The following is a 26,692-nucleotide window of genomic DNA, read 5'->3' as shown; positions in this document are numbered from 1 at the left end:
CGATAATCTATTAGAACGGAAGATCATCATCCGAGATGTCAATCGGCTTGCCGTCGTTGGCAAATGGATCATCATTAAAGCTGTTCCCTTGATTTCGTCTCTGGTTGTTCTGATTTCCGCCGAACGGATTATCATTTTGGCCTCCGCCAAAGTATTGGCCTCCGCCGCTGTTTCCTTCGTTGTATCCGCCTGATCCAGAACCGCCGTTGTTTTTAGGCTCAAGAAATTGAACACTTTCAGCTTGGACTTCTGTCACGAAGACACGCTGTCCCTGCTGGTTTTCATAATTTCTTGTCTGGAGTCGGCCGTCTACGCCGGCAAGGCTTCCTTTTTTAAGAAAGTTTGCAACGTTTTCGGCTTGTCTTCTCCAAGTGACACAATTAATGAAATCGGCTTCACGTTCTCCGGACTGGTTCGTGAATGTACGATTCACAGCAAGAGTAAACGTGGCGACAGCCGCACCGCTTGGCGTATAACGAAGCTCTGGGTCTTTTGTCAGTCTTCCGACTAATACAACTCGGTTAAGCATATGAAAGACCACCTTTTAACATTATATATTTCAAATTGCTTATTCTTCTTCTTTAACAACGATGTGGCGAATGATATCGTCACTGATCTTAGCTAAACGGTCGAATTCAGCAACCGCTGCAGCTTCAGACTGAACGTTTAAGATTTGGTAGAAACCGTCACGGAAATCGTTGATTTCGTAAGCAAGACGACGTTTACCCCAATCTTTTGTTCCAGTGATCTCCGCTCCGTTAGAAGTTAATACGTTGTTGAAACGCTCGATAACTGCCTTCTTTGACTCTTCGTCAATGTTCGGACGGATAATGTACATAACTTCGTACTTTTTCATCTGTTTGCACCTCCTTTTGGTCTAAGCGGCCCTATAATGGGCAAGGAGCAATAATTCTATTACTCACAAGTTTATATTATACCAAAGCTCTTGTCCCTTTACAACTGTGTCCTATACATTAAATCGGAAATGAATGACATCTCCGTCTTGGACTACATATTCCTTACCTTCCAGACGCACTTTTCCGGCTTCTTTCGCTCCGGACATTCCGCCGCCTGCCAAAAGGTCTTCATAAGCAACCGTTTCAGCGCGGATAAAGCCGCGTTCAAAGTCAGTGTGGATGATACCCGCACACTCAGGAGCTTTCATGCCTTTTCTGAATGTCCATGCGCGCACTTCCTGTTCGCCCGCCGTAAAGTATGTCGCAAGGCCGAGAAGAGAGTATGACGCTTTAATCAGCTGATCAAGACCTGATTCTTCGATGCCGAGCTCCTCAAGGAACATTTGTTTTTCTTCGCCTTCCAATTCAGCAATTTCAGACTCAATTTTCGCGCAGACGACGATAACTTCGGCGTTTTCACCCGCGGCGTACTCCCGGATTTTCGCAACATATTCATTATCTGAAGGATCAGCCACTTCATCCTCGCTTACATTTGCCACATAAAGCACGGGTTTTGACGTAAGCAAATGAAGCTGCTTCACAAGCTTTTGCTGTTCTTCCGTAAATTCAACGGAACGGGCAGGCTTTTCTTGTTCGAAAGCTTCTTTTAATTTAGACAGAATGTCAAATTCAAAAACCGCTTCTTTGTCTTTTTGCTTAGCAAGCTTGCTTACACGCGTGATGCGTTTTTCGACTGTCTCCATGTCGGCAAGAATCAATTCAAGATTGATCGTTTCAATATCGTCAATCGGATCGACTTTCCCTGACACGTGCGTAATATTGTCATCAGCGAATGCGCGTACAACGTGACAGATCGCATCAACCTGACGGATATGAGAAAGAAACTTATTTCCGAGTCCTTCACCTTTAGATGCGCCTTTTACGATCCCCGCGATATCAGTGAATTCAAACGCAGTCGGCACCGTTTTTTTCGGGTTCACCAATTCAGTCAGCTTTTGCAGACGTTCATCCGGCACTTCCACGATCCCCACGTTCGGGTCAATTGTACAGAACGGGTAGTTGGCTGATTCGGCACCAGCCTGGGTAATTGCATTAAATAACGTCGATTTTCCGACATTCGGCAAACCGACAATTCCAGCAGTTAAAGCCATTCTTTCATCTCCTCTATATCAAACCATCATCGTATAAACGTATTGTAAACCTAGAGCAATTATAAGGAGGTTCATAGGAAAAGACAAGCTGAGAAAAAAGCATTTCCCGCCCTCTCTCTCCTTAGATTATCCTTTTTTAACCGCTACCAGACAGTCAAAAAGCGTACTTCCCATTCCATTATCGGAATTTGAATCCTTTGTGAGCATGTTGACGGAGCCTCCGAATGCCGCCCACATGCCTTCATCTATATTCACCGTCTTCGGGTGAGCCTGCTTCATGATTTTCACCCTGCCGCGCAGACGGCCGCGGTCATTGTATACCTCTGCCGTATCTCCGTCTTGAAGTGAAAGCTCCTCGGCGATATCCGGCGACAGATCCACCTGAATCTGCTGAAGCTTTTCAATAAACGGCACGTGCTGTGAATGATTGGAGCGCTGCGGGTGAATGGACAGCAGCGTATACGGATATTTCCCGGCCAGTCCGGCGTCATGATAAACAGACTCCTCCGGTACTTCCAATTGAGGGAGGCCGCTGTATCCTTTCTCTTCTGCCAGTGACGAGACGAATTCAAATTTTCCGCTCGGGGTTAAAAATTGAAAATCACTCCACGGAACCTGTTTGACCGGAAGCGGCATATGTCCTTTTTCCTTTAATTGCTCAAGGGTGATTCCTTCTTTCTCCAAAGAAGAGAGCCCCATTTTTAAGAAATCTTCCGTACTGTAATCAAAGAGCTCCCCGAATCCGAGACGCTTTGCGAGCTCCGTCCAGATCCAGCGGTCTGATTTTGCCTCTCCCTGCGGTTCCGCAAGCTTCTTGCCATATTGAACATAGTGATGATACATGCTGGAATAATAAATATCTTCCTCTTCGAAAACAACGGCCGTCGGCAGCACATAGTCACAGAGCTTCGCCGTATCGGTCATGACCGAATCAATGGCCACTGTGACCGGTGTTTTTTCAAACGCTTCCTTCACTTTTTTTGTATTCGGCACCTGTGTCAGCGGATTGCCGCACGTCACGATAATCATCTCAATCGGCGGATCGGCTGCATTCAGCGCCTCTTCGGCTTGAGTCATCATCGAAAACGTTCTCGAACTTTTCTTCAAATCAGGACGGGTGAGCTCGGCCTTTGCAAAGCTTTCACCGACTTGCACATTTCCGAAGTTTGCGCCGCCGCCTTTGATACCGACATTTCCGCTCGCCGCAGCTAAAGCGTCAATCCACCGTATCGTCCCGCCCCCGTTTTTATATCTCTGCATCCCAAGACCCATAAAAGTGGAGGCGGGACCGTCAGCATATAAATCAGCAAGATATTCTAGCACTTCTAAAGACGTTTCTGTTTTCTCAACGATCTCTTCAAAAGAAATCGTCTGCAGAAGCTTTTCTATTTCTTCAAAACCGACCGAATGCCTTTGAATGAAATCAGAATCGGTTCTGCCGGTTTGGCATAATATTTTTAAAACACCCGCCGCAAGCCAGCCATCCATGCCGGGTTTGACGGATATATACCGATCGGCAAGCTTTGCAGTCGGGTTAAAAATAGGATCAATGACCGTCAGTGTCGCTCCTTTTTTCTTCACCTGCTGCAGATGATGATAGAGGTGCATATTCGTCCGGGACACGTTTCTGCCCCATACGATCACATGCTTGCTGTGATAAATATCAAGCGGTCCATGTCCGTAAGAACGCCCGAAATCCCAGCGCTGCGCTTCAATGCCGGAACCCCAGCAAATGCTGCCTGCAATCTCCGTCACACCGCCGTATCCATTGAAAAAACGCTGGTCGAGCGCCTTCAAAAGACCGTTATTGGCGTAATCATGACTGTGCAGCACTGCGGCAGTGCCCAACGTCTCCTTAATCACCGCCATTTTTTCAGCAATTTCATCTAACGCCTGCTCCCAGGAAATGCGGACAAATTCGCCGTCTTTCTTTTTTAAAGGAAAACGAAGCCGTTCCGGCGCATTCGTTTTCGTCTCCAGCATTCTGCCACGGCCGCAAATTTTCCCTTCTGTAATGGGATGATTCGGGTCTCCGTCTACTTTCGTCACTTTTCCATCCTCAACTGTCACCAAAAAGCCGCAGCTGTCCCAGCAATTCAGCGGGCACGCTGACTGATGCACTTTGCTCATCGGGCCTCTTCCTCTCCTCTATATGAAAAAGCATGAGCGCCAGCCCTTATGATGCAGGCTCCTCATGCTTGACGAGTACTTTTTTCAGCTTTCTCTCAAAATCTCTTCTCGGAATCATGACACTGTGGGAACAACCCGTGCATTTAATCCGAATATCCATTCCCATCCGAATGATTTTCCACCTGTTTTCACCGCAAGGATGCGGTTTCTTCATTTCAACAATATCATTCAGGCCAAAGTCTTTATCCGCCAAGACCCTTCACCTCTCTCCATAGACTGCTTTATTTATTGTACAAAAAAAAACAGGATAAGAGCAACGGCCGCACTCAAAATGAGCATTATACTTTTTTCCATCTCCCTAAAATAGGGTAAAGAAGAAGACATACCAGCAAATAAAGACTTAAAAGCCCGTAAATGGGATATAAAATCGCGATCAAATCTGAAAAACCGATTGTCGTAAAAGGCACCATCACAGCTAACAGAAGAGATACGAGCGTCCATCTCGGCAATTTCACAAATGCAAGCATGCGGCTGGACAGCCCGAACAGACCGGTCACGGTTGTCGTATAGATGGCTAAAAAAAGCACGGCGGCCATACAAAGAAATAACGGATAAGGAGCGCCTTCAAGGACGGCGAAAAGAGGAATCTCATATTGTGTAAGACTGCCTGAAAGCTGTACAAGCGTTTCATTGTAAACAAATGAAATCATACCGAAAATCAGCCCGCTTGCAACGCTTGCGATTTTCGCTTCTCCCAGTCCCTTCATATCTTTTCCGATTGAAGAAAGAACAGCGACAACAGAAAGGATGTTTAAGGACGTGAAGGTAATGCTTGCCGGCCAATTATACTGGCGGGTCAAATCTATCGTCCACGTGTAATGATGGGTTGTCTGAAAAAAGACCAATGCATATAACAGCCCCGCTACAAGAATCGGTATCAAAATACTATTCAGAGATAGTATTCCTTTTATATCCCAAAAGAATAAACCGACAGTCACAATGCAAAGAAGAAAAATACCGATCCAAAATGGCAGCTTGTACATTTGCAGCGTCACACCGCCGCCGGCAATCATAACCATCGTCATTGAAAACAAATAAAACATAATAAGCACATCATAGACTTTAGCAAGAGCCGGCCCCATCAGATGCTCAAGCACAGGTAAAAAGTGCGTTGATTGAACCCGATAGCTGATCTTCAACACAATATAAGCCGAAATCGTAAACATGACTGTAAACAATACAATAGCCAGTCCGCTTTCGACACCGAAAAACTGCCATATTTCCTGCCCGCTTGCATATCCAGCCCCAATCTGGCTGCTTAATATGAGCAGCATCCACTTCATCCCGGCTCTCCACACCCTCATCACCTCATAAAATTTCAGATAATCTCCGCATATTGCTACTATATTGAGTGACAGCGGCAATCATTCATACAAAAGGGACAAATATGGTATGATAACGACGATTGACTATTCAGAAAAATTCACTTATGCAAGGAGCTCAAACCATGTACATCAGGCGTTTAACCGCAAATGATACCCAGCCTTATTCCGATATCAGGCTCAAAGCTTTAAAAGATCACCCGGACGCATTTGCCGTCAGCTACGATGAGGAGAAAGAATGGCCGTCCGAAAAATTTAAAGCCAGGCTTGAAGCCGACAATGCCATCGTGCTTGGCGCCTTTGAAAAAGACAGACTGATAGGAATCCTCAAGATCTCCAAGCATCCGCTGTTTAAACTAAGACACATTGCGGTTATCGGTTCTATGTATATTTCCCCCAAACACCGAGGGTCAGGCGCGGGAAAAGCTTTAATGACGGAAGCCATCAGCCGAGCAAAAAAGATGAAGGACACAGAACAGCTCCATCTCTCTGTTGCCTCAACAAATGAACCCGCAATAAAACTCTACGCTCAGTTAGGATTTATCCTCTTCTCTACAGAAAAAAGAGCGCTGAAATTAGATCATCAGCGATATGTTGATGTAGATCAAATGGTCTTATTTCTTTCATGAACTTAGAGAATAACTGCTCTGGGTTCTTTTTTCTATCCCGCTCTTTTCAAACAACCGGCATGCTGATCATGGCATAAGCATAAAAAAAGGCAGCGCTGGATATACTGTAAACAACCATACATCACCAAAAACAACAATGTAATACTCGTATGACATGACAAGGAAGTGAACCTTATGAATCGAAAAGGCGGGCTTTTTTCTCAAGAACGGGCAAAACAATATGTATCTCATACGGATTCTTCTGCTGCGAATCAAATACAAGCGATCCTTACTTCATCTTTACGTAAAGCAGCCGGCAGACCGTTAGTCACCGTGTGTATCGGCACAGATCGGTCGACCGGAGATTCATTAGGTCCGCTCGTAGGAACAAAGTTAGAAAAAATGAATTTAGGCAGATTGCACGTTTACGGCACGCTGTCAGATCCTGTTCACGCCGTCAATATGAAAGACAAGCTGAAAGATATTCAACATCTACATAAAAATCCGTTTATTATAGCGGTTGATGCTTGTTTAGGCCGCGTCAAAAGCGTAGGGTCATTTCAAATCGGCGATGGGCCGCTGAAGCCCGGAGCAGGTGTTCAAAAAGATCTTCCTGAAATCGGTGACGTCCATATCAATGGAATCGTCAATGTCAGCGGGTTTATGGAGTATTTTGTCCTGCAGAATACGAGGCTTCATCTTGTTATGAGCATGGCAAATGTTTTAGCAGAGGGGTTACAGCTGACAGATAAATCAGAAGGCCGGCAGGAACGGCTCAGTCCGTTTCATAAGTTGACAAGACGTATATAAAAAACCATCTTTTTTTAAAAAGATGGTTTTTACGCTTCTCTTTCAGACAATAGTTCTAGGATGCGTTCAAGATCTTCATTTGAGAAAAACTCAATCTCAATCTTCCCTTTTTTCTTTTGTCTCTTAATATTTACTGTTGTTCCGAAGTAATTTTGCAAATACGATTCCCGCTCTTTTAACACAACATCTTGAACAGGTTCTTTTTTCTTTGTTTCACGTGGAACATTGTTGTTTAACTGCTGAATCAGCTGCTCAAGCTGACGGACGTTCAGCTGTTCTTCAACCACTTTCTTCACAAGCGGCTCAAGCTTGTCTTTATTTTTCAAACCAAGCAAGGTTCTGCCGTGTCCCATGGATAACGTACCTTCTGCAATGAGGTTCTGGATGCTTTCCGGCAGCGTCAGCAGTCTTAAATGGTTGGCAATATGAGGCCTGCTTTTTCCGAGCCGTTTAGCGAGCTGTTCCTGGGTTAAATCCAAATGCTTCAGCAGTGAGTCATATGCCAGAGCTTCTTCAAGCGGTGATAAGTCTTCACGCTGAAGGTTTTCCAAAAGAGCGATTTCTCGCATCAGCGATTCAGATAAATCCCGCACGATAGCCGGCACTGTCTCTTTACCGGCAAGTTTTGCGGCGCGGTAACGGCGTTCGCCGGCTACAATATCATAGCCCTTCAATGATTTTCTCACGATAATGGGCTGAAGAATGCCATGCTGAATGATAGATTCCTTCAGTTCAGCTAATGACTCATCGTCAAATTGTTTTCTTGGCTGATAAGGATTGGGGCGCAAATCACTGATTTTAATCTCTTCCACTGTCTCTTCAGACAAATCAACCTGATTAAACAACGCGTTAATCCCTTTTCCGAGCCCGCCTTTAGCCATTCGCTGCCACTTCCTTTGCTAAATCTAAATATACTTCCGCACCTCTCGAACGCGGATCGTATAATATGATCGGCTTGCCGTGACTCGGCGCCTCACTTAAACGGACATTTCGAGGGATAATGGTTTGATACACTTTATCTCTAAAGTATTTCTTTACCTCTTCTATCACTTGAATGCCGAGATTCGTTCTGGCATCAAGCATCGTCAGAAGCACTCCTTCTATCATTAAGTCGGTATTTAAATGTTTTTGCACAAGCCGAACTGTATTTAATAATTGACTCAATCCTTCAAGAGCGTAGTATTCGCACTGAACCGGGATAACGACTGAATCTGAAGCGGTAAGCGCATTAATCGTTAATAACCCGAGAGACGGAGGACAATCAATAATCATGTAATCGTAATTTTGTTTCACTGATTCTAATGCTCTTTTCAGCCTGACCTCCCGTGAGATCGTCGGAACCAATTCGATTTCCGCTCCCGCAAGCTGGATCGTGGCCGGAATGACATCTAAGTTCTCTACTGAAGTCGGTTTAATAATATCTGTAACATCTGCATCATCTACTAAAATGTCGTACACACAATGATCCACATCGGCTTTTTCAATCCCTAATCCGCTCGTTGCATTGCCCTGCGGATCAATATCAACAAGAAGAACCCTTTTACCTATGTAAGCCAAGCAAGCCCCCAGATTAACAGAAGTCGTCGTCTTCCCGACTCCGCCTTTTTGGTTCGTAATTGCTATGATTTTTCCCACGATGTCACCTACCTTCACATGAACATGTACTGTCTTGTTTCTATCTTATCAAAAAAAGAGTAAAGCGTTTTATTTTTTTCATAATTTGTTTATCAGCAAGTGAAAAAAATGTAAACGGAAAAGACACTTTCTAATATAAGTTCTCCGATAAAGTGACTTTTTTGACTGTAAAAAGACAATTCACGACACAAAAAGATAAAATTTTACATATATAATGTATAGTGCACAATAAATCTATCATTATCTCAAAATAGTTTTTTGATTAAAATAAAAACTCCCCTGCTGATCAGGAGAGTTTTTATTTAGGTATCCGAATGGTAAGCTGGATGTACTCTTCGAATTCTTCTTCTTCAGTATTCAGTCTGACGCCGCTGTCTTCTACCATAGACAGTGACTGACGAATCGTATTCATCGCAATTCTTGTATCCCTGCTGAACGCTTTGCGTCTCGGCTTTGGTTTCTGCTTATTCTGTTCAAGCATTTTCACCACTCTGTCTTCCGTCTGCTTGACGTTCAAGCTTTTCTCAATGATTTCCGCAAGCAATGTGACCTGAAACTCCGGCTGTTTGAGCGGAATCAGTGCTCTTGCATGACGTTCCGTAATTTTTTTCTCCATAATCGCATCCTGGACGGGTTCCGGGAGCTTTAACAATCGGAGCTTGTTCGCAATCGTTGACTGGCCTTTTCCTAAGCGCTGCGCCAAGGCTTCCTGTGTTAAATCATGAAGTTCTAACAGCCTTGCGTACGCATGAGCTTCCTCAATGGAGGACAATTCTTCCCTTTGCAGGTTTTCAATCAAAGCGACAGATGCTGTTTCCGTATCAGAAAAATCTTTAATAATTGCGGGAATCTTCTCCCATTCAAGCGTCTGTACCGCTCTCCAGCGCCTTTCACCCGCAATGAGCTCATATTGTCCTTCATCTTCTGTATGTCTGACAACAATCGGCTGAATGATGCCGTGTGTATGGATAGTCATTGCTAACTCTTTGATTTTTTCATCTGAGAAAATGGTGCGTGGCTGAAAACGGTTGGGAACGATAGCATGTACCGGTATTTCGAGTATCTCTTCTTTGTTTGTATCATGCTCAGCTATCTCCGGTTCCTCTTCCTTCTCACCAAACCCGAAGAAACGAGAGAATGAATGCTTCATGTACCTACACCACCTTTAAAAACTGCCATTTTTATAATTCTATTTTCTCATGGTTTTTCCTGCTGTATCTTCATCAATTTTGCAGAAAATATGATGGAATTGTCACATCAGGCTGTCTAAATTACCCTTCAATTGGCGATTTATTTGGAGTACCCGGTTTTCTCGGATATTTTTTCGGAGTGCTTTTCGTCTTGCGAATGATCATGATGTTCCGTTCACTTTCTTCAACAGGAAGTGTAAAGGAATGAACTTGTTCAAGCTCTCCTCCCAATACTTTAATCGCCTTTTGCCCCGCTTTCAGCTCTTCATCAGCTGCTGCTGCTTTTAGTGCCGCAAATACGCCGTTTTTCTTGGCCAGCGGCAGACAAAGCTCACTCAGGACCGACAAACGCGCCACCGCACGGGCCGTCACGAGATCGAAGCTTTCCCGTACGTCTTTCCGCTGTCCGAATGTCTCCGCTCTGTCATGGACAAATGTCGTATGCTCTAATTGTAAAGCATCAGAGAGAGTTTCCAAAAACGTAATCCGCTTATTCAGTGAATCGACGATGGTGACATGCAGATGCGGGAAGCAGATTTTGATGGGCAGGCTTGGAAAACCGGCGCCGGCGCCGACATCACAAAGAGTGGTGACCTTTTCAAAATCAATATAAAATGCCGCCGTTATCGAATCATAAAAATGCTTGAGATAAACTTCCTTTTTCTCAGTGATGGATGTCAGATTCATTTTTTCGTTCCATTCCACGAGCATCCGGTAATACAACTCGAATTGCTCCAGCTGGCGGTCAGAAAGGGAAATCCCTTTCTCCGCTAAACTGGATGTAAATTCCTCTATATTCATGCCGTCATCCTTTCTATTCAGCTACCTTGGCAATACGGCCCTGCTCCAGGTATACCAGCAGGATTGAAATGTCTGCCGGATTGACGCCGGAAATACGGGACGCTTGAGCAACTGATAAAGGACGCACTTCTTTCAGCTTTTGACGGGCTTCAGTAGCAATTCCTTTAATGGCGTCATAATCAATCCGATCAGGGATTTTTTTGTTTTCCATTTTCTTCAGCTTTTCCACTTGCTGCAAGGATTTTTCGATATATCCTTCATATTTCACCTGAATTTCCACTTGTTCCGCCACATCTTGCGGAACCGGAGAATCTGCAGGCGCAAGTTTTGTCACTGTTTCATAGTTCATTTCCGGACGTTTCATTAAATCTGTGCCGCGCACTCCGTCTTTCAGCTCGCTTCCGCCGAGTGAACGGATATATTCCTGATTCTCAGGAGACGGCTTGATAATAACAGACCAGAGACGTTTTTTCTCTGCCTCGATCGCCGCTTTTTTCTTCTCAAACGCTTCATAGCGCTCATCAGAAATTAAGCCGATATCGTGGCCGATTTCCGTCAGACGAAGATCCGCGTTGTCGTGACGGAGCAGCAGTCTGTATTCCGCCCGTGAAGTCAGCAGACGGTACGGTTCATTGGTTCCTTTCGTTACCAAATCATCAATCAATACACCGATATAAGCATCGGAACGGCTGAGGATCACTTCTTCTTTTCCAAGCGCTTTGCGGCCTGCGTTGATCCCTGCCATAATTCCTTGCCCGGCTGCTTCCTCATAACCTGATGTACCGTTAATTTGACCGGCTGTGTACAGGTTAGGGATTTTTTTCGTCTCCAGTGTAGGCCAGAGCTGCGTCGGTACAATCGCGTCATACTCAATCGCGTAACCGGCTCTCATCATCTGCACCTTTTCCAGTCCCGGAATGGTCGCCAGCATCCGCTGCTGCACGTCCTCAGGAAGACTCGTGGATAAACCTTGAACGTATACTTCCTGCGTATTTCTGCCTTCCGGCTCAAGGAAAATCTGATGACGCGGTTTATCATTAAACCGAACGACTTTATCTTCAATCGAAGGGCAGTATCTCGGTCCCGTTCCTTTAATCATACCGGAATACATTGGCGAACGATGCAGGTTGCTGTCGATGATCTCATGAGTCTCAGGACTCGTGTAAGTCAGCCAGCAAGGCAGCTGATCGGTAATGTATTCAACCGTTTCATATGAGAAAGCGCGCGGAACCGGGTCCCCCGGCTGGATTTCTGTTTTGCTGTAATCAATGGAATCGCTTGAGACACGAGGAGGCGTACCCGTTTTAAAACGGACGAGATCAAAACCGAGCTCCTCTAAGTGCTCAGAAAGTTTAATAGACGGCTGCTGGTTATTCGGACCGCTTGAGTAAGACAAATCACCGAGAATGATCCGCCCTCTTAAATACGTTCCGGTTGTCAGCACGACCGTTTTTGCCTTATATTCAGCACCGGTTTGCGTAATGACACCGCGGCACTCCCCGTCTTCAATGATTAAACGCTCGGCAATCCCTTGAAGAAGTGTCAAATTCGGTGTTTTTTCCAGCGTATGCTTCATTTCGTGCTGATATTGGAATTTATCCGCCTGCGCACGCAGCGCCCGTACGGCCGGACCTTTTCCTGTATTCAGCATTCTCATTTGAATATGAGTTTTATCTATATTTCTAGCCATTTCTCCGCCGAGCGCGTCAATTTCGCGGACGACAATCCCTTTCGCGGGGCCGCCGACAGACGGATTACATGGCATAAACGCAACCATATCAAGATTGATCGTCAAAACAAGCGTTTTGGCTCCCTGGCGCGCGGATGCGAGGGCAGCCTCAACACCGGCATGCCCGGCGCCGATGACAATCACGTCGTATTGGCCTGCTTCATACCCCATGGTTTTTTCCTCCCTTTTATTTACCTAAACAAAATTGTGAAAAGAGCTGATCAATTAAGCTTTCGTGGACGGCATCACCGATGATTTCGCCCAGCAGCTCCCAGCACCTTGTCAAATCAATTTGGACCATATCAATCGGAACATCCTGTTCAATTCCGTTCAGCGCATCATCAATCGCTTGCTTTGCCTGATGCAGAATCGAGATATGACGGGTGTTGCTGACATAGGTGAGATCTCCGCTTTCGATCGCTCCTGTATAAAATAGCGACTGAATCGCTTCCTCTAAATCTTGAATGCCTTCTTCTTTCAGCAATGAGGTCGTGACGACAGGCCGGCCTTTCGCCAGTTCCTTGACGCGCTCAGCGTCAATCTTAGCCTCAAGGTCCGTCTTATTCATAATGACAATGACGTCCATTCCCTCAACCGCTTCAAACAATTTCACATCTTCTTCAGAAAGCTCTTCGCTGTGGTTCAGCACAAGCAAAATGAGATCCGCTTCCTTCAGAACCTGCCGTGACCGTTCCACACCGATTCTTTCGACGATGTCTTCTGTCTCACGGATTCCGGCGGTATCGACAAGCCGAAGCGGCACGCCTCGGACATTGACATATTCCTCAATCACATCACGCGTCGTTCCCGGAATATCGGTTACGATCGCCTTCGTTTCATGGACAAGGCTGTTAAGCAGAGAGGATTTTCCGACGTTCGGACGGCCGATGATCACGGTAGACAGTCCCTCACGCAAAATTTTTCCCTGCTCAGACGTACGGAGCAGCGCCTCGATTTCTTTCTTCACGCCGCTTGCCTTCTCCACTAAAAGCTGATGCGTCATTTCTTCGACGTCATCATATTCCGGATAATCTATATTAACCTCAACATGGGCAAGTGTTTCTAACAACTCATCACGCAGACGGCGGACAAGCGCGGAAAGCCGTCCTTCCATCTGGTTCATGGCGACATTCATGGCACGGTCCGTTTTGGCCCTGATCAGATCCATCACCGCTTCCGCCTGTGATAGGTCAATCCGTCCGTTTAAAAATGCGCGCTTCGTAAACTCACCGGGTTCTGCCAGTCTCGCACCTTCTCTTAAAGCAAGCTGGAGCACCTGATTAACCGTCACAATACCCCCGTGACAGTTGATTTCAATGACATCTTCCCTTGTGAATGTTCTGGGCGCTCTTAAAACAGACACCATGACTTCCTCAATAATCCGTCCCGTCGTGCTGTCCGCGATATGCCCGTAATGAATGGTATGCGATTCTGCCGAACTGAGCGTTTTGCCTTTCGGACCCTTGTACATTTTGTCGGCGATCTTTACGGCTTCCGGGCCGCTCAGCCGAACGATCGCGATCGCGCCTTCACCCATCGGAGTTGAAATCGCTGCAATTGTATCCATGCTGTTCACCTCTCTTTATCTCTGTTTCCATCTATATAAAAAATTTTATTTACGCCAAAATTAAAAGATAACATAGTTTGGTTTGAAGTGGAAGATACGTTATCCACAAAGGCAGAAATTCATCCCTTATTACTTTAACTTATCCACATGTGAATAACAATTAATTTTATTTCCTAAAACCTTTTTTATCAACAGCATAGACCGAAAAAGAAAAAACTTAAACGCGAAAAGTGCGATTCTGCTTAGGAATAGAGCCATTTTTACCAATAAAAAAACCGAAGTTCCGATTTTACCCGGACTTCGGTTTTCTGCTATCTTTATGGGAAATAACGAGATGGCGGTACCGGCCTTCACCGGTAGAAAACGTTTTGATATTTGGATGCTTTGACAGCGCGTCATGGATGATTTTTCTTTCACCTGACGGCATCGGTTCTAAATGCACATCTTTTTTCGTTTTCGACACTTGCTTGGCCAGCCTGTTTGCCAGCTGCTCCAGAATTTCTCTTCTTTTCCGCCGATAATTCTCAGCGTCGACAACGGCTTGGCGATACTGGCCGGAGCCGCGGTTCAAAACAAGCTGCGTCAATGTTTCCAGGGCATTGAGTGTTTGTCCTCTTTTGCCAATAAGCAGCGCCGCTTTTTCACCTTTAATGTGAAAACAGACTGTTTTCTTGTTTTCTTCCGTAACAATCTCAGAAGGTCCGGCAATGGAATGGATGATTTCTTCCAAATACGCTTTCGCTTCATGAACAGGATTTTTTTTCTCTTCCAGTTCTACGATCGCATTCTTTTTTCCAAAAATACCCAAAAACCCTTTGTATCCTTCTTGCACCACCGTTATTTCTACTTGATCTTTCGTCAGTTGAAGTTCCTGAAGGCCTGATTGAACTGCTTCTTCGACATTCCGTCCCGCAGCAGTCACCTTCTTCACTTTTTCTTTCCTCCCGCTTTCTGCGTTTCCGGATCGTGTTTAATGTCAGGTCCTTTAATAAGGAATGTCTGAGCAATCATAAACAGGTTTCCGACTACCCAATACAGAGAAAGCGCGCTCGGGAAGTTGATCGCAAATACGATAATCATAATCGGCATAATCCATACCATCATTGCCATTTGAGGATTCTGAGTCGGATTTCCGGCCATCATCAGCTTCTGCTGAACAAAAGTGGCCACACCGGCAACGATAGGAAGAATATAGTAAGGATCCTTCTCTCCTAGGTCAAACCATAAAAAGCTGTGCTGTGAAATGGCTTGCGTACGCATAATGGCGTGGTAGAATCCGATCAAAATCGGCATTTGAATCAGGATCGGGAAACATCCCGCCAGCGGGTTTACCCCGTGCTTTGAAAACAGGGCCATCGTTTCCTGCTGAAGCTTCTGCTGCGTTTTTTGATCTTTAGAGCTGTATTTTTCTCTGAGCTTCTGCATTTCAGGCTGCAGCGCCTGCATTGCTTTTGAGCTTCGTAGCTGCTTGATCATCAGCGGCAGAATCAGCAGACGAATTAAAATCGTAACGATGATGATCGATAAACCATAGTTATCGCCCGTCAGTTTCGCTACGTACGTAATGACTTCTGACAATGGATACACAACATATTTGTCCCAGAAATGCGGACTATTCGCCGTAATCGGCTCTTTCACACTCGAGCACCCGGCCAGCAGCACGAGCATACCGACCATACTCAGTAGTAACCATATTCTCCTTTTCAAGAACGTTTCCTCCTATACCAATCTTTATGAACCTTGTATGTATTTTAGCATCTTTCAGTTTCAAATGGCGTTCATTTTTCGCCAAATAAAAGGAAGCGCTTTTAAAAACGTGAAGAAAACAAAATATGAGCTATTTTGACGAAGATTTCTTATATAATGAGGTTTTTCTGAATAAGTGCTGCAGACTCTTTTTCGTTTCTTCAAAACTGAGGTCGCCGGCGGGTTTTCTTGCGATAATAATAAAATCTTTCGGCTTGAGCAGCTCTTTTTCCTCCTGAACAGCCTGTCTGATTAACCGCTTCACCCGATTGCGCACGACGGCATTGCCGATTTTTTTACTGACAGAAAGCCCTACCCGGAGCTCTTCCTGTTTCGGCTGATCAAGCGTATACAGCACGAACTGGCGGTTTGCCATAGACGTTCCGCGTTTAAACACTTTTTGAAAATCTTCATTTTTCTTTAACCGATTTCGCTTCTTCACTTTAATTCACTCCGATATTCACTCGCAGAAACTTTTATTTCTATCTAAAAAAAACGGGCCGCCGGAATACTGAAGAAATTTCTCCAGTACCGGGCGACGCATGACATCACTTTTCTCTTAATGTGAAAAAAGACCACTGACATTATTCAGTGGCCTAAGCTGATAATACTTTTCTGCCTTTGCGGCGACGGCGTGCTAATACTAGACGACCGTTTTTTGAACTCATACGGCTTCTGAAGCCATGAACTTTACTGCGTTTACGGTTATTCGGTTGGAATGTTCTTTTCATTTATGACACCTCCCTCGAGGAATAGCTGTTAAAGACAGTCTTACTTATTATATTTGTGCTGCCTATTCATTGTCAACTTTAGCAGTGCTTTTATTTCTTACAACCATAATAGGATAACATACCTTAACCAGTTTAGAAACCTTATTTTTCATATTCCTTTTTTTAACGCAAAAAAAAGCCGCGCTCCCCCGAAAAAACGACATGTGGATAATTTTTTTGCCTTTTTTTAATATCCACAGTCGTTATCGACAACATTTTCACATTGCTAACTCCTGTGGACAAAGATTTTTCAACAAGTTGTCAGGTTTGTGGATAAGATTACGAGAACCATTGCAAGTCCTCGCTTAATTTGATATTATATTTGTGTTTTAACTCTTAATTACTTATCCAGCCCATTCTCTTTATCCACAAACTGTGGATAAGTTGTGGATTGTTTTCACACAGCTTGTGTAGATTGTTGTCCACAACTTGTGGAATTTGTCGAAAAGCTGTTTTTCTACTATACTATATGTTTTCAACATTTCGTGTGTACGAATGGTCAGAGCCATATGCTCTTTTTTTGTGTTCTATAACAGGGAAAGGGTGCTGATTTTTAAAGAAAAGGAGGGCTGTGCCGGATAATGGAGAATATATTAGATCTTTGGAATCAAGCTCTAGCTCAAATTGAGAAAAAGCTAAGCAAACCGAGTTTCGAAACTTGGATGAAGTCGACGAAAGCCCATTCGCTGCAAGGGGATACCTTAACCATCACCGCTCCCAATGAATTTGCCAGAGACTGGCTGGAGTCCAGGTACTTACATCTCATTGCAGATACCATATACGAATTAACCGGGGAAGAATTGAGCGTCAAATTTGTCATTCCTCAAAATCAGGACGAAGAAAACTTTTTACCGAAACCGCAAGTGAAAAAAGCGGCAAAAGAGGAACCGTCTGATTTTCCCCAAAGCATGCTCAACCCGAAATATACATTCGACACATTCGTCATCGGATCGGGAAACCGATTCGCCCATGCAGCATCACTGGCTGTGGCGGAAGCACCCGCTAAAGCGTACAACCCTTTATTTATATACGGGGGAGTCGGCTTAGGAAAAACCCACTTAATGCACGCGATCGGCCATTATGTCATTGATCATAATCCTTCAGCCAAAGTGGTGTACCTGTCTTCTGAAAAATTCACAAATGAATTCATCAACTCAATCCGCGATAATAAAGCCGTTGATTTCCGCAACCGCTACCGGAACGTTGATGTACTTTTGATAGATGATATTCAATTTTTAGCCGGAAAAGAACAAACACAGGAAGAGTTTTTCCATACATTCAACACGCTTCATGAAGAAAGCAAACAAATCGTGATTTCCAGCGACAGACCGCCGAAAGAGATCCCGACCCTTGAAGACCGCCTGCGTTCGCGGTTCGAATGGGGATTGATTACGGATATCACACCGCCGGATCTGGAAACGCGGATTGCCATCCTGAGAAAAAAAGCAAAGGCGGAAGGCCTTGATATTCCGAACGAGGTCATGCTTTACATCGCGAATCAGATTGACAGCAACATCCGCGAACTGGAAGGGGCATTAATCCGGGTTGTTGCCTATTCATCCTTAATCAATAAAGACATTAACGCAGACCTGGCTGCAGAAGCATTGAAAGATATTATTCCGTCTTCTAAACCGAAGGTCATTACGATAAAAGAGATTCAGCGGATTGTCGGACAGCAGTTCAACATTAAGCTTGAAGATTTCAAAGCGAAAAAGCGTACGAAATCCGTGGCGTTCCCAAGACAAATCGCGATGTATCTTTCAAGAGAAATGACAGATTCTTCTTTGCCTAAAATCGGGGAAGAATTTGGCGGCAGAGACCATACAACCGTCATTCACGCCCATGAAAAGATTTCAAAGCTGCTGATAGATGACGAGCAGCTTCAGCAGCAGGTGAAAGAAATAAAAGAACTGCTTAAATAATAGTGTCTTCGGATGAATCGGGAAAAGTGTGAATAACTTTTTCATAGCCATACACAGTCTGTCCACATGTGGATAGGCTGTGTTTCCTGTCTTTTTCACAACTTATCCACAAATCCACAGGCCCTACTATTACTACTGCTATTTTTAAAATATATTAATTATATTATCCGTTAGGAGGATAAACATGAAATTTACGATTCAAAAAGATCGTTTAGTCGAAAGTGTACAAGACGTTCTAAAAGCCGTTTCATCCAGAACCACAATTCCCATTCTCACTGGTATTAAGATCGTCGCCTCAGATGAAGGTGTATCTTTCACAGGAAGTGACTCTGATATTTCAATCGAGTCATTCATTCCGAAAGAAGATGGTGATAAAGAAATCGTGACGATCGATCAGCCGGGAAGTATCGTGCTGCAAGCGCGTTTCTTCAGTGAAATCGTTAAAAAACTGCCGATGGCGACTGTTGAAATCGAAGTTCAAAATCAATATTTAACGATTATCCGTTCCGGAAAAGCCGAATTTAATTTAAACGGCCTTGATGCAGATGAATATCCGCATCTACCGCAAATCGAAGAGCATCATGCCATTCAGATTCCGACGGATCTTTTAAAAAACCTGATCCGCCAAACCGTGTTCGCTGTGTCCGCCTCGGAAACACGCCCTATCTTGACAGGTGTAAACTGGAAAGTCGAAAACGGTGAATTATTATGCACTGCCACGGATAGCCACCGACTCGCTTTAAGAAAGGCGAAGCTTGATATTCCGGAAGACAGCTCTTATAACGTGGTCATTCCCGGGAAAAGCTTAACCGAGCTGAGCAAAATTCTTGATGACAACCAAGAACTGGTTGATATCGTCATTACAGAAACTCAAGTTCTGTTCAAAGCGAAAAACGTATTGTTCTTCTCAAGATTGCTTGACGGAAACTACCCGGACACGACCAGCTTAATTCCGCAGGAAAGCAAAACGGAAATCGTCGTGAACACGAAGGAATTTTTACAGGCGATAGACCGTGCTTCTTTATTGGCGAGAGAAGGCCGAAACAACGTTGTAAAGCTTTCTGCCAAACCGGCGGATTCGCTGGAGATTTCATCAAATTCTCCGGAAATCGGGAAAGTGGTCGAAGCTGTGCTGGCTGACCAGATTGACGGCGAGGAATTAAATATTTCATTCAGTCCAAAATATATGATGGACGCACTGAAAGTACTTGAAGGAGCGGACATCCGTATCAGCTTTACGGGAGCGATGAGACCGTTTCTTATCCGTACGCCGAATGATGAAACCATCGTTCAGCTCATCCTTCCGGTCAGAACGTATTAATCAAACAGAATGTGCTGCCGGCTTAGTTCGGCAGCTTTTCTATTCATCAGCCGCTCCCTCAAGTTTTCCCTTTCCTTATTTCAGGATTTTTTAGTACAATTAGATATTAGTGATATTTGAAAGAGGTCGATAATATGGCAAATCCGATTTCGATTGATACAGAAATGATTACGCTTGGCCAGTTTTTAAAATTAGCCGATGTGATTCAGTCCGGCGGCATGGCGAAGTGGTTTCTGAGCGAGCATGAGGTGACTGTCAACAATGAACCTGACAATCGCCGCGGCAGAAAGCTTTACGTTGGAGACGTGGTCGCGATTGAAGGATTTGGTTCATTTCAAGTCGTCAATTAAAGCGGGTGACAGCGGTTGTATATCCAAAATTTAGAATTAACATCCTACCGTAATTATGAGCGCGCTGAGCTTCAATTCGAAAACAAGGTGAATGTGATCATCGGGGAAAATGCCCAAGGCAAAACCAATCTGATGGAAGCCATCTATGTCCTTTCGATGGCAAAGTCACACCGCACCTCAAATGACAAAGAACTTATACGGTGGGACGAAGACTATGCTAAAATAGAAGGAAGAGTGATGAAGCGTAACGGGGACATCCCGATGCAGCTTGTCATCTCCAAAAAAGGTAAAAAGGGCAAGGTCAATCATATAGAGCAGCAAAAACTCAGTCAGTATGTCGGAGCGCTGAACACCATTATGTTTGCCCCTGAGGATTTAAATCTCGTCAAAGGAAGCCCTCAGGTGAGGAGGAGATTTCTCGATATGGAGATCGGGCAGGTTTCTGCCGTTTATCTGTATGATTTATCTCTTTATCAAAAAATCCTTTCACAGCGGAATCATTTTCTGAAACAGCTGCAAAGCCGGAAACAGACTGACCGGACTATGCTTGACGTTCTCACTGATCAGCTGATTGAAGCAGCCGCAAAAGTTGTCGCCAAACGTCTGCAGTTTACGGCGCAGCTTGAAAAATGGGCGCAGCCGATCCATTCCGGCATTTCCCGGGGACTTGAAGAACTGACGCTTAAGTATCACACGGCGCTTGATGTATCAGATCCCAAAGATTTGTCGAAAATAGGTAACAGCTACCAGGAGTCTTTTTCGAAATTAAAAGAAAAAGAAATAGAACGAGGCGTCACATTATTCGGACCGCATCGGGATGATGTCCTTTTTTATGTGAACGGACGCGATGTGCAGACGTACGGTTCACAGGGACAGCAGCGTACGACGGCTTTGTCTTTGAAGCTGGCCGAAATAGATTTGATTCATGAAGAAATCGGAGAATACCCCATTTTACTTTTGGATGATGTACTAAGCGAGCTGGATGATTACCGACAGTCCCATTTGCTTCATACGATCCAAGGCCGTGTGCAGACATTTGTCACCACGACGAGCGTGGATGGCATTGACCACGATACCTTACATCAAGCAGGAATGTTCCGTGTGGAAAACGGTACGTTAGTGAAGTGAAGAAATGAGGTGAGCGATTGTATATTCATTTAGGTGACGACTTTGTCGTTTCAACCCGCGATATTGTCGGCATTTTTGACTGCAAGGTCAATGTATCGCCGATCGTTGAAGAATTTCTGGACAGACAGAAAGAAAAAGTAGTGCCGTCCGTAAACGGCACGCCAAAGTCTATCGTAGTCACGACTGAGAATATATATTACTCTCCCTTATCTTCCGGCACACTGAAGAAACGTGCGCAATTTATGTTAGAAATAGATTCTTAGCGGATCTTTACAATGAATATATCGTTTAAGAAAAGTGTAGGTGAATGTGCATGGCTATGGAACAGCAGCAAAATAGTTATGATGAGAATCAGATACAGGTATTAGAAGGTTTGGAAGCTGTTCGAAAGAGACCGGGGATGTACATCGGATCAACTAACAGCAAAGGCCTTCACCACTTGGTGTGGGAAATCGTCGACAACAGTATTGACGAAGCCCTGGCCGGTTATTGTACAGATATTAACATCGAGATTGAAAAAGATAACAGCATTACCGTTAAGGACAACGGACGCGGAATTCCGGTCGGTATCCAGGAGAAGATGGGCCGCCCTGCGGTTGAAGTCATCATGACCGTTCTCCACGCCGGCGGTAAATTTGACGGAAGCGGATATAAAGTATCCGGCGGTCTTCACGGTGTAGGGGCGTCAGTCGTAAACGCCCTGTCGACTATTCTTGAAGTTACGGTTCATCGTGACGGAAAAATCCATTATCAGGCGTACGAGCGCGGTGTACCTGTGGCCGATCTTGAAGTGATCGGTGATACTGATAAGACCGGAACGATTACGCACTTCGTTCCGGATCCGGAAATTTTCAAAGAAACAACCGTATACGACTATGATCTGCTTTCAAACCGTGTCCGGGAATTGGCCTTCCTGACAAAAGGCGTAAACATCACGATTGAAGACAAACGTGAAGGACAAGAACGGAAAAACGAGTACCACTACGAAGGCGGAATCAAAAGCTACGTTGAGTACTTAAACCGTTCCAAAGAAGTCGTTCATGAAGAGCCGATTTATATCGAAGGCGAGAAAGACGGCATAACGGTTGAAGTTGCACTGCAATACAACGACAGCTATACAAGCAATATTTATTCTTTCACAAATAATATCAACACATACGAAGGCGGCACGCACGAAGCCGGATTTAAAACCGGTCTGACCCGTGTCATAAACGACTATGCAAGAAGAAAAGGGATTTTCAAAGAAAATGATCCGAATTTAAGCGGGGATGATGTGAGAGAAGGGCTGACTGCCATTATTTCAATTAAGCACCCTGATCCGCAATTCGAAGGGCAGACGAAAACGAAGCTCGGCAACTCCGAAGCGAGAACGATCACTGATACGCTGTTTTCTTCTGCGCTGGAAACATTCCTTCTTGAAAATCCGGACTCAGCCCGCAAAATCGTTGAAAAAGGTTTAATGGCCGCAAGAGCGCGGATGGCAGCGAAAAAAGCGCGGGAATTGACCCGCCGCAAAAGTGCGCTTGAGATTTCCAATCTGCCGGGCAAACTGGCGGACTGTTCTTCTAAAGATCCGAGCATTTCCGAGCTGTATATCGTAGAGGGTGACTCTGCGGGCGGATCAGCGAAACAGGGACGGGACCGTCATTTCCAAGCCATTCTGCCGCTGCGCGGTAAGATTCTGAACGTTGAGAAAGCCAGACTTGATAAGATTCTCTCAAACAATGAGGTCAGATCAATGATCACGGCCCTCGGAACAGGAATCGGAGAAGATTTTAATCTTGAAAAAGCGCGTTATCATAAAGTGGTCATCATGACGGATGCCGATGTTGACGGCGCCCACATCAGAACGCTTTTATTAACGTTCTTCTACAGATACATGCGGGAAATCATCGAAAACGGCTATGTCTACATTGCCCAGCCGCCGCTTTATAAAGTGCAGCAGGGAAAACGGGTGGAATACGCTTATAATGATAAGCAGCTTGATGAGCTGTTAAAAGAACTTCCGCAATCACCTAAGCCCGGCCTCCAGCGTTATAAAGGTCTTGGAGAAATGAACGCGACTCAGCTTTGGGAAACGACAATGGACCCTGCGACCAGAACGCTTCTGCAAGTTAATCTTGAAGATGCAATGGACGCTGACGAGACTTTTGAAATGCTGATGGGTGACAAAGTAGAACCGCGGAGAAACTTCATAGAAGCAAACGCCAGATACGTGAAAAATCTTGATATTTAACCAAGAAAGCCTTATTTTCGTTAAGAAATAAGGCTTTTTTCTCAAAGCGGCTTCTAAAGCCTCTGAAAACCCGCAAAACCCGTATATTCTACTAAATTAATGTGTATAAACACAAGTTTATTGATATAATGGAGAATAGTGAAATCGTATTGAAGATCATAATGGACAATCTACTCCCACATTATTTCATGTGATACTTCAGGGAGGTTTTTTTAATGAGTGAACAAAACACACCACAAGTACGTGAAGTCAATATCAGTCAGGAAATGCGGACATCCTTCCTGGACTATGCAATGAGCGTTATCGTATCCCGGGCGCTTCCGGATGTGCGTGACGGTCTGAAGCCGGTTCACAGGCGGATTCTGTACGCAATGAATGATTTAGGCATGACCAGTGACAAACCATATAAAAAATCTGCCCGTATCGTCGGTGAAGTTATCGGTAAGTACCACCCGCACGGTGACTCAGCGGTTTACGAATCGATGGTCAGAATGGCGCAGGATTTTAACTACCGCTACATGCTTGTTGACGGACACGGCAACTTCGGTTCGGTTGACGGCGACTCAGCGGCCGCGATGCGTTACACAGAAGCGAGAATGTCAAAAATCGCAATGGAAATCCTCCGGGACATTACGAAAGATACGATTGATTATCAAGATAACTATGACGGCGCAGAAAGAGAACCTGTCGTCATGCCTTCGAGATTTCCGAATCTGCTCGTAAACGGAGCTGCCGGTATTGCGGTCGGAATGGCGACAAATATTCCTCCGCATCAGCTTGGGGAAGTCATTGAAGGCGTGCTTGCCGTAAGTGAGAATCCTGAGATTACAAACCAGGAGCTGATGGAATACATCCCGGGCCCGGATTTTCCGACTGCAGGTCAGATTTTGGGCCGGAGCGGCATCCGCAAGGCATATGAATCCGGACGGGGATCCATCACAATCCGGGCTAAGGCTGAAATCGAAGAGACATCATCGGGAAAAGAAAGAATTATTGTCACAGAACTTCCTTATCAGGTGAACAAAGCGAGATTAATTGAAAAAATCGCAGATCTTGTCCGGGACAAAAAAATCGAAGGAATTACCGATCTGCGTGACGAATCCGACCGTAACGGAATGAGAATCGTCATTGAGATCCGCCGTGACGCCAATGCTCACGTCATTTTGAATAACCTGTACAAACAAACGGCCCTGCAGACGTCTTTCGGAATCAACCTGCTGGCGCTCGTTGACGGACAGCCGAAGGTACTGAGCCTGAAGCAATGTCTGGAGCATTATCTTGATCACCAAAAGATTGTGATCCGGCGCAGAACGGCTTACGAACTTCGCAAAGCGGAAGCGAGAGCTCACATTCTGGAAGGTTTAAGAATCGCTCTCGATCATTTAGATGCTGTTATTTCTCTTATCCGCAGTTCCCAGACGGCTGAAATTGCGAGAACAGGTTTGATCGAACAATTCTCACTGACTGAAAAACAAGCGCAAGCCATTCTGGATATGCGCCTTCAGCGATTAACCGGTCTGGAGCGCGAAAAGATTGAAGAGGAATATCAATCACTTGTTGCGCTTATCGCCGAGCTGAAAGATATTTTAGCCAATGAAGAAAGAGTTCTTGAGATCATCCGTGAAGAGCTCAATGAAATCAAAGAGCGTTTCAATGATGAGAGACGCACTGAAATCGTGACGTCCGGTCTTGAAACAATTGAAGATGAAGATCTTATCGAGAGAGAAAACATCGTCATCACACTGACCCATAACGGCTATGTTAAACGTCTCCCGGCGTCCACATACCGCAGCCAAAAACGGGGCGGAAAAGGTGTACAGGGAATGGGAACGAATGAAGATGACTTTGTGGAACACTTAATTTCCACATCAACGCACGATACGATCCTGTTCTTCTCTAATAAAGGGAAGGTATACCGTTCTAAAGGATATGAAATCCCTGAATACGGCCGTACGGCAAAAGGCATTCCGATTATTAACCTTCTGGAAGTTGAAAAAGGCGAATGGATTAATGCCATTATTCCTGTCAGCACGTTTGATGAGGAGCAATACCTCTTCTTTACGACCAAACAAGGGGTGTCGAAACGTACGGCACTGTCCCAGTTTGCGAATATACGGAATAACGGGCTGATCGCCCTAGGTCTCCGGGAAGACGATGAACTGATGGCCGTCCGCCTGACTGACGGCAAGAAACAAATCATCATCGGAACGAAGAACGGTTTGCTGATCCGTTTCCCTGAAGAAGATGTAAGACAAATGGGACGCTCAGCTGCGGGTGTTAAAGGCATCACGCTGACAGACGATGATGTCGTTGTAGGCATGGAGATTCTTGAAGAAGACTCCCACGTCCTCATAGTGACAGAAAACGGCTACGGCAAACGCACACCTGCTTCAGAATACAGAGTTCAAAGCCGGGGCGGAAAAGGCCTTAAAACATGTAAAATCACTGACAGCAACGGTCCGTTAGTAACCGTGAAAGCAACAAAAGGCGAAGAGGACTTAATGATTATTACGGCAAGCGGCGTGTTAATCAGAATGGATATTAATGATATCTCCACTACGGGACGCGTAACACAAGGCGTCCGTCTGATCCGCATGTCTGATCAAGAGCATGTAGCCACTGTGGCGCTTGTGGAAAAGAATGAAGAAGAGCCGGAAGAAACGGAAGAAGTATAAACGTAAAAGCGCAGCCTGTTACAGCTGCGCTTTTACTATATAAAGAAATGAAAAAAAGCTTTGACACATAGTGATGATGCTGATATAATCATTTTTGTTGTCTTTTTAATAGAAAGGCAAGCCTAGCGAAAATATTTTTTAAAAAAGTATTGACCTAGCAAACTGAAAATGTTATGATTAAGAGGTCGCTTCGAGAGAAGTGAGAAAAGTTCTTTGAAAACTAAACAAGACAAAACGTACCTGTTAATTCAAAGTTTTAAATAAATCGCACAGCGATGTGCGTAGTCAGTCAAACTACTTTATCGGAGAGTTTGATCCTGGCTCAGGACGAACGCTGGCGGCGTGCCTAATACATGCAAGTCGAGCGGACAGATGGGAGCTTGCTCCCTGATGTTAGCGGCGGACGGGTGAGTAACACGTGGGTAACCTGCCTGTAAGACTGGGATAACTCCGGGAAACCGGGGCTAATACCGGATGGTTGTTTGAACCGCATGGTTCAAACATGAAAGGTGGCTTCGGCTACCACTTACAGATGGACCCGCGGCGCATTAGCTAGTTGGTGAGGTAACGGCTCACCAAGGCGACGATGCGTAGCCGACCTGAGAGGGTGATCGGCCACACTGG

25 protein-coding genes and 1 rRNA gene are annotated in these 26,692 nt (G+C 44.9%); 10 read left to right on the top strand and 16 right to left on the bottom strand.

Annotation, left to right across the window (positions count from 1 at the left end; all coding sequences use genetic code 11):
• Positions 1–10 precede the first annotated feature (10 nt).
• The 6 genes from ssbA to OTK50_RS12845 form a co-directional block, all read right to left on the bottom strand.
• On the bottom strand, positions 11–529 hold the full coding sequence (gene ssbA, locus OTK50_RS12870; RefSeq protein WP_007615071.1) for a single-stranded DNA-binding protein SsbA: 519 nt from the start codon (positions 527–529) through the stop codon (positions 11–13).
• 39 nt (positions 530–568) lie between these two features.
• Positions 569–856, bottom strand: a complete 288-nt coding sequence (rpsF, locus tag OTK50_RS12865; protein ID WP_004392977.1) for a 30S ribosomal protein S6 — start codon at positions 854–856, stop codon at positions 569–571.
• A 111-nt stretch (positions 857–967) separates the two neighbouring features.
• Entirely contained in the window at positions 968–2,068 is a 1,101-nt protein-coding gene (ychF, locus tag OTK50_RS12860; protein WP_004392975.1) for a redox-regulated ATPase YchF, read from the bottom strand.
• Between the two features lie 126 nt (positions 2,069–2,194).
• Positions 2,195–4,198, bottom strand: a complete 2,004-nt coding sequence (locus OTK50_RS12855) for a molybdopterin-dependent oxidoreductase (RefSeq protein WP_224223954.1) — start codon at positions 4,196–4,198, stop codon at positions 2,195–2,197.
• A 46-nt stretch (positions 4,199–4,244) separates the two neighbouring features.
• Entirely contained in the window at positions 4,245–4,451 is a 207-nt protein-coding gene (locus OTK50_RS12850) for a DUF951 domain-containing protein (protein WP_012118942.1), read from the bottom strand.
• 85 nt (positions 4,452–4,536) lie between these two features.
• Complete coding sequence (locus tag OTK50_RS12845) at positions 4,537–5,562, bottom strand: hypothetical protein (protein WP_088005468.1); 1,026 nt, start codon at positions 5,560–5,562, stop codon at positions 4,537–4,539.
• Between the two features lie 101 nt (positions 5,563–5,663).
• Here OTK50_RS12845 and OTK50_RS12840 point away from each other — a divergent pair, with 101 nt between their 5' ends.
• The gene (locus OTK50_RS12840; RefSeq protein WP_227749581.1) at positions 5,664–6,209 is read left to right on the top strand and encodes a GNAT family N-acetyltransferase; all 546 of its coding nucleotides are present in this window, start codon (positions 5,664–5,666) and stop codon (positions 6,207–6,209) included.
• Between the two features lie 174 nt (positions 6,210–6,383).
• Positions 6,384–6,998: a spore protease YyaC gene (gene yyaC / locus OTK50_RS12835; protein ID WP_004392969.1), complete on the top strand. Its 615-nt coding sequence runs from the start codon at positions 6,384–6,386 to the stop codon at positions 6,996–6,998.
• A 29-nt stretch (positions 6,999–7,027) separates the two neighbouring features.
• On the opposite strand, the gene OTK50_RS12830 is transcribed toward yyaC, so the two are convergent.
• From OTK50_RS12830 to rpmH, 10 genes are all read right to left on the bottom strand, one after another.
• Positions 7,028–7,879 (bottom strand): ParB/RepB/Spo0J family partition protein, encoded by an 852-nt coding sequence (locus OTK50_RS12830; protein ID WP_012118944.1) that lies wholly within the window; start codon positions 7,877–7,879, stop codon positions 7,028–7,030.
• A complete protein-coding gene (soj, locus tag OTK50_RS12825; RefSeq protein WP_007409899.1) occupies positions 7,872–8,633 on the bottom strand; it encodes a sporulation initiation inhibitor protein Soj in 762 nt (253 codons plus the stop codon). Before soj ends, OTK50_RS12830 begins: the two co-directional genes overlap by 8 nt.
• Positions 8,634–8,931: 298 nt before the next feature.
• On the bottom strand, positions 8,932–9,783 hold the full coding sequence (noc, locus tag OTK50_RS12820) for a nucleoid occlusion protein (protein WP_007409900.1): 852 nt from the start codon (positions 9,781–9,783) through the stop codon (positions 8,932–8,934).
• A gap of 121 nt (positions 9,784–9,904) precedes the next feature.
• Positions 9,905–10,624 (bottom strand): 16S rRNA (guanine(527)-N(7))-methyltransferase RsmG, encoded by a 720-nt coding sequence (gene rsmG, locus OTK50_RS12815; protein ID WP_007409901.1) that lies wholly within the window; start codon positions 10,622–10,624, stop codon positions 9,905–9,907.
• 13 nt (positions 10,625–10,637) lie between these two features.
• The gene (gene mnmG, locus OTK50_RS12810) at positions 10,638–12,524 is read right to left on the bottom strand and encodes a tRNA uridine-5-carboxymethylaminomethyl(34) synthesis enzyme MnmG (RefSeq protein WP_007615086.1); all 1,887 of its coding nucleotides are present in this window, start codon (positions 12,522–12,524) and stop codon (positions 10,638–10,640) included.
• A gap of 16 nt (positions 12,525–12,540) precedes the next feature.
• Entirely contained in the window at positions 12,541–13,920 is a 1,380-nt protein-coding gene (mnmE, locus tag OTK50_RS12805) for a tRNA uridine-5-carboxymethylaminomethyl(34) synthesis GTPase MnmE (RefSeq protein ID WP_007409903.1), read from the bottom strand.
• A gap of 289 nt (positions 13,921–14,209) precedes the next feature.
• Entirely contained in the window at positions 14,210–14,851 is a 642-nt protein-coding gene (gene jag, locus OTK50_RS12800; protein WP_020958121.1) for an RNA-binding cell elongation regulator Jag/EloR, read from the bottom strand.
• Positions 14,848–15,597: a YidC family membrane integrase SpoIIIJ gene (gene spoIIIJ / locus OTK50_RS12795; RefSeq protein ID WP_007409906.1), complete on the bottom strand. Its 750-nt coding sequence runs from the start codon at positions 15,595–15,597 to the stop codon at positions 14,848–14,850. Before spoIIIJ ends, jag begins: the two co-directional genes overlap by 4 nt.
• 160 nt (positions 15,598–15,757) lie before the next feature.
• Positions 15,758–16,108: a ribonuclease P protein component gene (gene rnpA / locus OTK50_RS12790; protein WP_004392944.1), complete on the bottom strand. Its 351-nt coding sequence runs from the start codon at positions 16,106–16,108 to the stop codon at positions 15,758–15,760.
• Positions 16,109–16,262: 154 nt separating this feature from the next.
• Positions 16,263–16,397 carry a 50S ribosomal protein L34 gene (gene rpmH / locus OTK50_RS12785; RefSeq protein ID WP_003178075.1) on the bottom strand — a complete coding sequence of 45 codons (135 nt, stop codon included), beginning with the start codon at positions 16,395–16,397 and terminating at the stop codon, positions 16,263–16,265.
• Positions 16,398–17,017: 620 nt separating this feature from the next.
• On the opposite strand from rpmH, the gene dnaA reads away from it, so the two are divergent.
• The 8 genes from dnaA to OTK50_RS12745 all read left to right on the top strand — a co-directional run.
• Positions 17,018–18,358, top strand: a complete 1,341-nt coding sequence (gene dnaA / locus OTK50_RS12780) for a chromosomal replication initiator protein DnaA (protein WP_007409908.1) — start codon at positions 17,018–17,020, stop codon at positions 18,356–18,358.
• 184 nt (positions 18,359–18,542) lie between these two features.
• Positions 18,543–19,679: a DNA polymerase III subunit beta gene (gene dnaN, locus OTK50_RS12775; protein ID WP_044802262.1), complete on the top strand. Its 1,137-nt coding sequence runs from the start codon at positions 18,543–18,545 to the stop codon at positions 19,677–19,679.
• 134 nt (positions 19,680–19,813) lie between these two features.
• Complete coding sequence (gene rlbA / locus OTK50_RS12770) at positions 19,814–20,029, top strand: ribosome maturation protein RlbA (protein WP_004392910.1); 216 nt, start codon at positions 19,814–19,816, stop codon at positions 20,027–20,029.
• Positions 20,030–20,044: 15 nt separating this feature from the next.
• Positions 20,045–21,157: a DNA replication/repair protein RecF gene (gene recF / locus OTK50_RS12765; protein WP_007409910.1), complete on the top strand. Its 1,113-nt coding sequence runs from the start codon at positions 20,045–20,047 to the stop codon at positions 21,155–21,157.
• 17 nt (positions 21,158–21,174) lie between these two features.
• Positions 21,175–21,420 (top strand): extracellular matrix regulator RemB, encoded by a 246-nt coding sequence (gene remB / locus OTK50_RS12760; RefSeq protein ID WP_004392908.1) that lies wholly within the window; start codon positions 21,175–21,177, stop codon positions 21,418–21,420.
• 56 nt (positions 21,421–21,476) lie between these two features.
• Positions 21,477–23,393, top strand: a complete 1,917-nt coding sequence (gyrB, locus tag OTK50_RS12755; protein ID WP_224224367.1) for a DNA topoisomerase (ATP-hydrolyzing) subunit B — start codon at positions 21,477–21,479, stop codon at positions 23,391–23,393.
• Positions 23,394–23,608: 215 nt separating this feature from the next.
• Entirely contained in the window at positions 23,609–26,068 is a 2,460-nt protein-coding gene (gyrA, locus tag OTK50_RS12750; protein WP_224223958.1) for a DNA gyrase subunit A, read from the top strand.
• A 299-nt stretch (positions 26,069–26,367) separates the two neighbouring features.
• Positions 26,368–26,692 (top strand): 16S ribosomal RNA (locus tag OTK50_RS12745); the annotation flags it as partial.

Source organism: Bacillus sp. NEAU-CP5, assembly GCF_026420705.1.
GTDB lineage: Bacteria > Bacillota > Bacilli > Bacillales > Bacillaceae > Bacillus > Bacillus velezensis.
Note: the sequence above shows the minus strand (reverse complement) of the source record. Positions and strands in the feature narration are given on the sequence as shown.

Bases quoted from the DNA above. Each gene is read 5' to 3' on its own strand.
- dnaN (WP_044802262.1), top strand. From the start codon at position 18,543: ATGAAATTTACGATTCAAAAAGATCGTTTAGTCGAAAGTGTACAAGAC.
- noc (WP_007409900.1), bottom strand. From the start codon at position 9,783: ATGAAGCATTCATTCTCTCGTTTCTTCGGGTTTGGTGAGAAGGAAGAG.
- ssbA (WP_007615071.1), bottom strand. From the start codon at position 529: ATGCTTAACCGAGTTGTATTAGTCGGAAGACTGACAAAAGACCCAGAG.
- OTK50_RS12855 (WP_224223954.1), bottom strand. From the start codon at position 4,198: ATGAGCAAAGTGCATCAGTCAGCGTGCCCGCTGAATTGCTGGGACAGC.
- rpmH (WP_003178075.1), bottom strand. From the start codon at position 16,397: ATGAAAAGAACATTCCAACCGAATAACCGTAAACGCAGTAAAGTTCAT.
- rsmG (WP_007409901.1), bottom strand. From the start codon at position 10,624: ATGAATATAGAGGAATTTACATCCAGTTTAGCGGAGAAAGGGATTTCC.
- gyrB (WP_224224367.1), top strand. From the start codon at position 21,477: ATGGAACAGCAGCAAAATAGTTATGATGAGAATCAGATACAGGTATTA.
- mnmE (WP_007409903.1), bottom strand. From the start codon at position 13,920: ATGGATACAATTGCAGCGATTTCAACTCCGATGGGTGAAGGCGCGATC.
- spoIIIJ (WP_007409906.1), bottom strand. From the start codon at position 15,597: ATGGTCGGTATGCTCGTGCTGCTGGCCGGGTGCTCGAGTGTGAAAGAG.
- ychF (WP_004392975.1), bottom strand. From the start codon at position 2,068: ATGGCTTTAACTGCTGGAATTGTCGGTTTGCCGAATGTCGGAAAATCG.
- gyrA (WP_224223958.1), top strand. From the start codon at position 23,609: ATGAGTGAACAAAACACACCACAAGTACGTGAAGTCAATATCAGTCAG.
- dnaA (WP_007409908.1), top strand. From the start codon at position 17,018: ATGGAGAATATATTAGATCTTTGGAATCAAGCTCTAGCTCAAATTGAG.
- mnmG (WP_007615086.1), bottom strand. From the start codon at position 12,524: ATGGGGTATGAAGCAGGCCAATACGACGTGATTGTCATCGGCGCCGGG.
- yyaC (WP_004392969.1), top strand. From the start codon at position 6,384: ATGAATCGAAAAGGCGGGCTTTTTTCTCAAGAACGGGCAAAACAATAT.
- rpsF (WP_004392977.1), bottom strand. From the start codon at position 856: ATGAAAAAGTACGAAGTTATGTACATTATCCGTCCGAACATTGACGAA.
- OTK50_RS12845 (WP_088005468.1), bottom strand. From the start codon at position 5,562: ATGAGGGTGTGGAGAGCCGGGATGAAGTGGATGCTGCTCATATTAAGC.
- OTK50_RS12830 (WP_012118944.1), bottom strand. From the start codon at position 7,879: ATGGCTAAAGGCGGGCTCGGAAAAGGGATTAACGCGTTGTTTAATCAG.
- rlbA (WP_004392910.1), top strand. From the start codon at position 19,814: ATGGCAAATCCGATTTCGATTGATACAGAAATGATTACGCTTGGCCAG.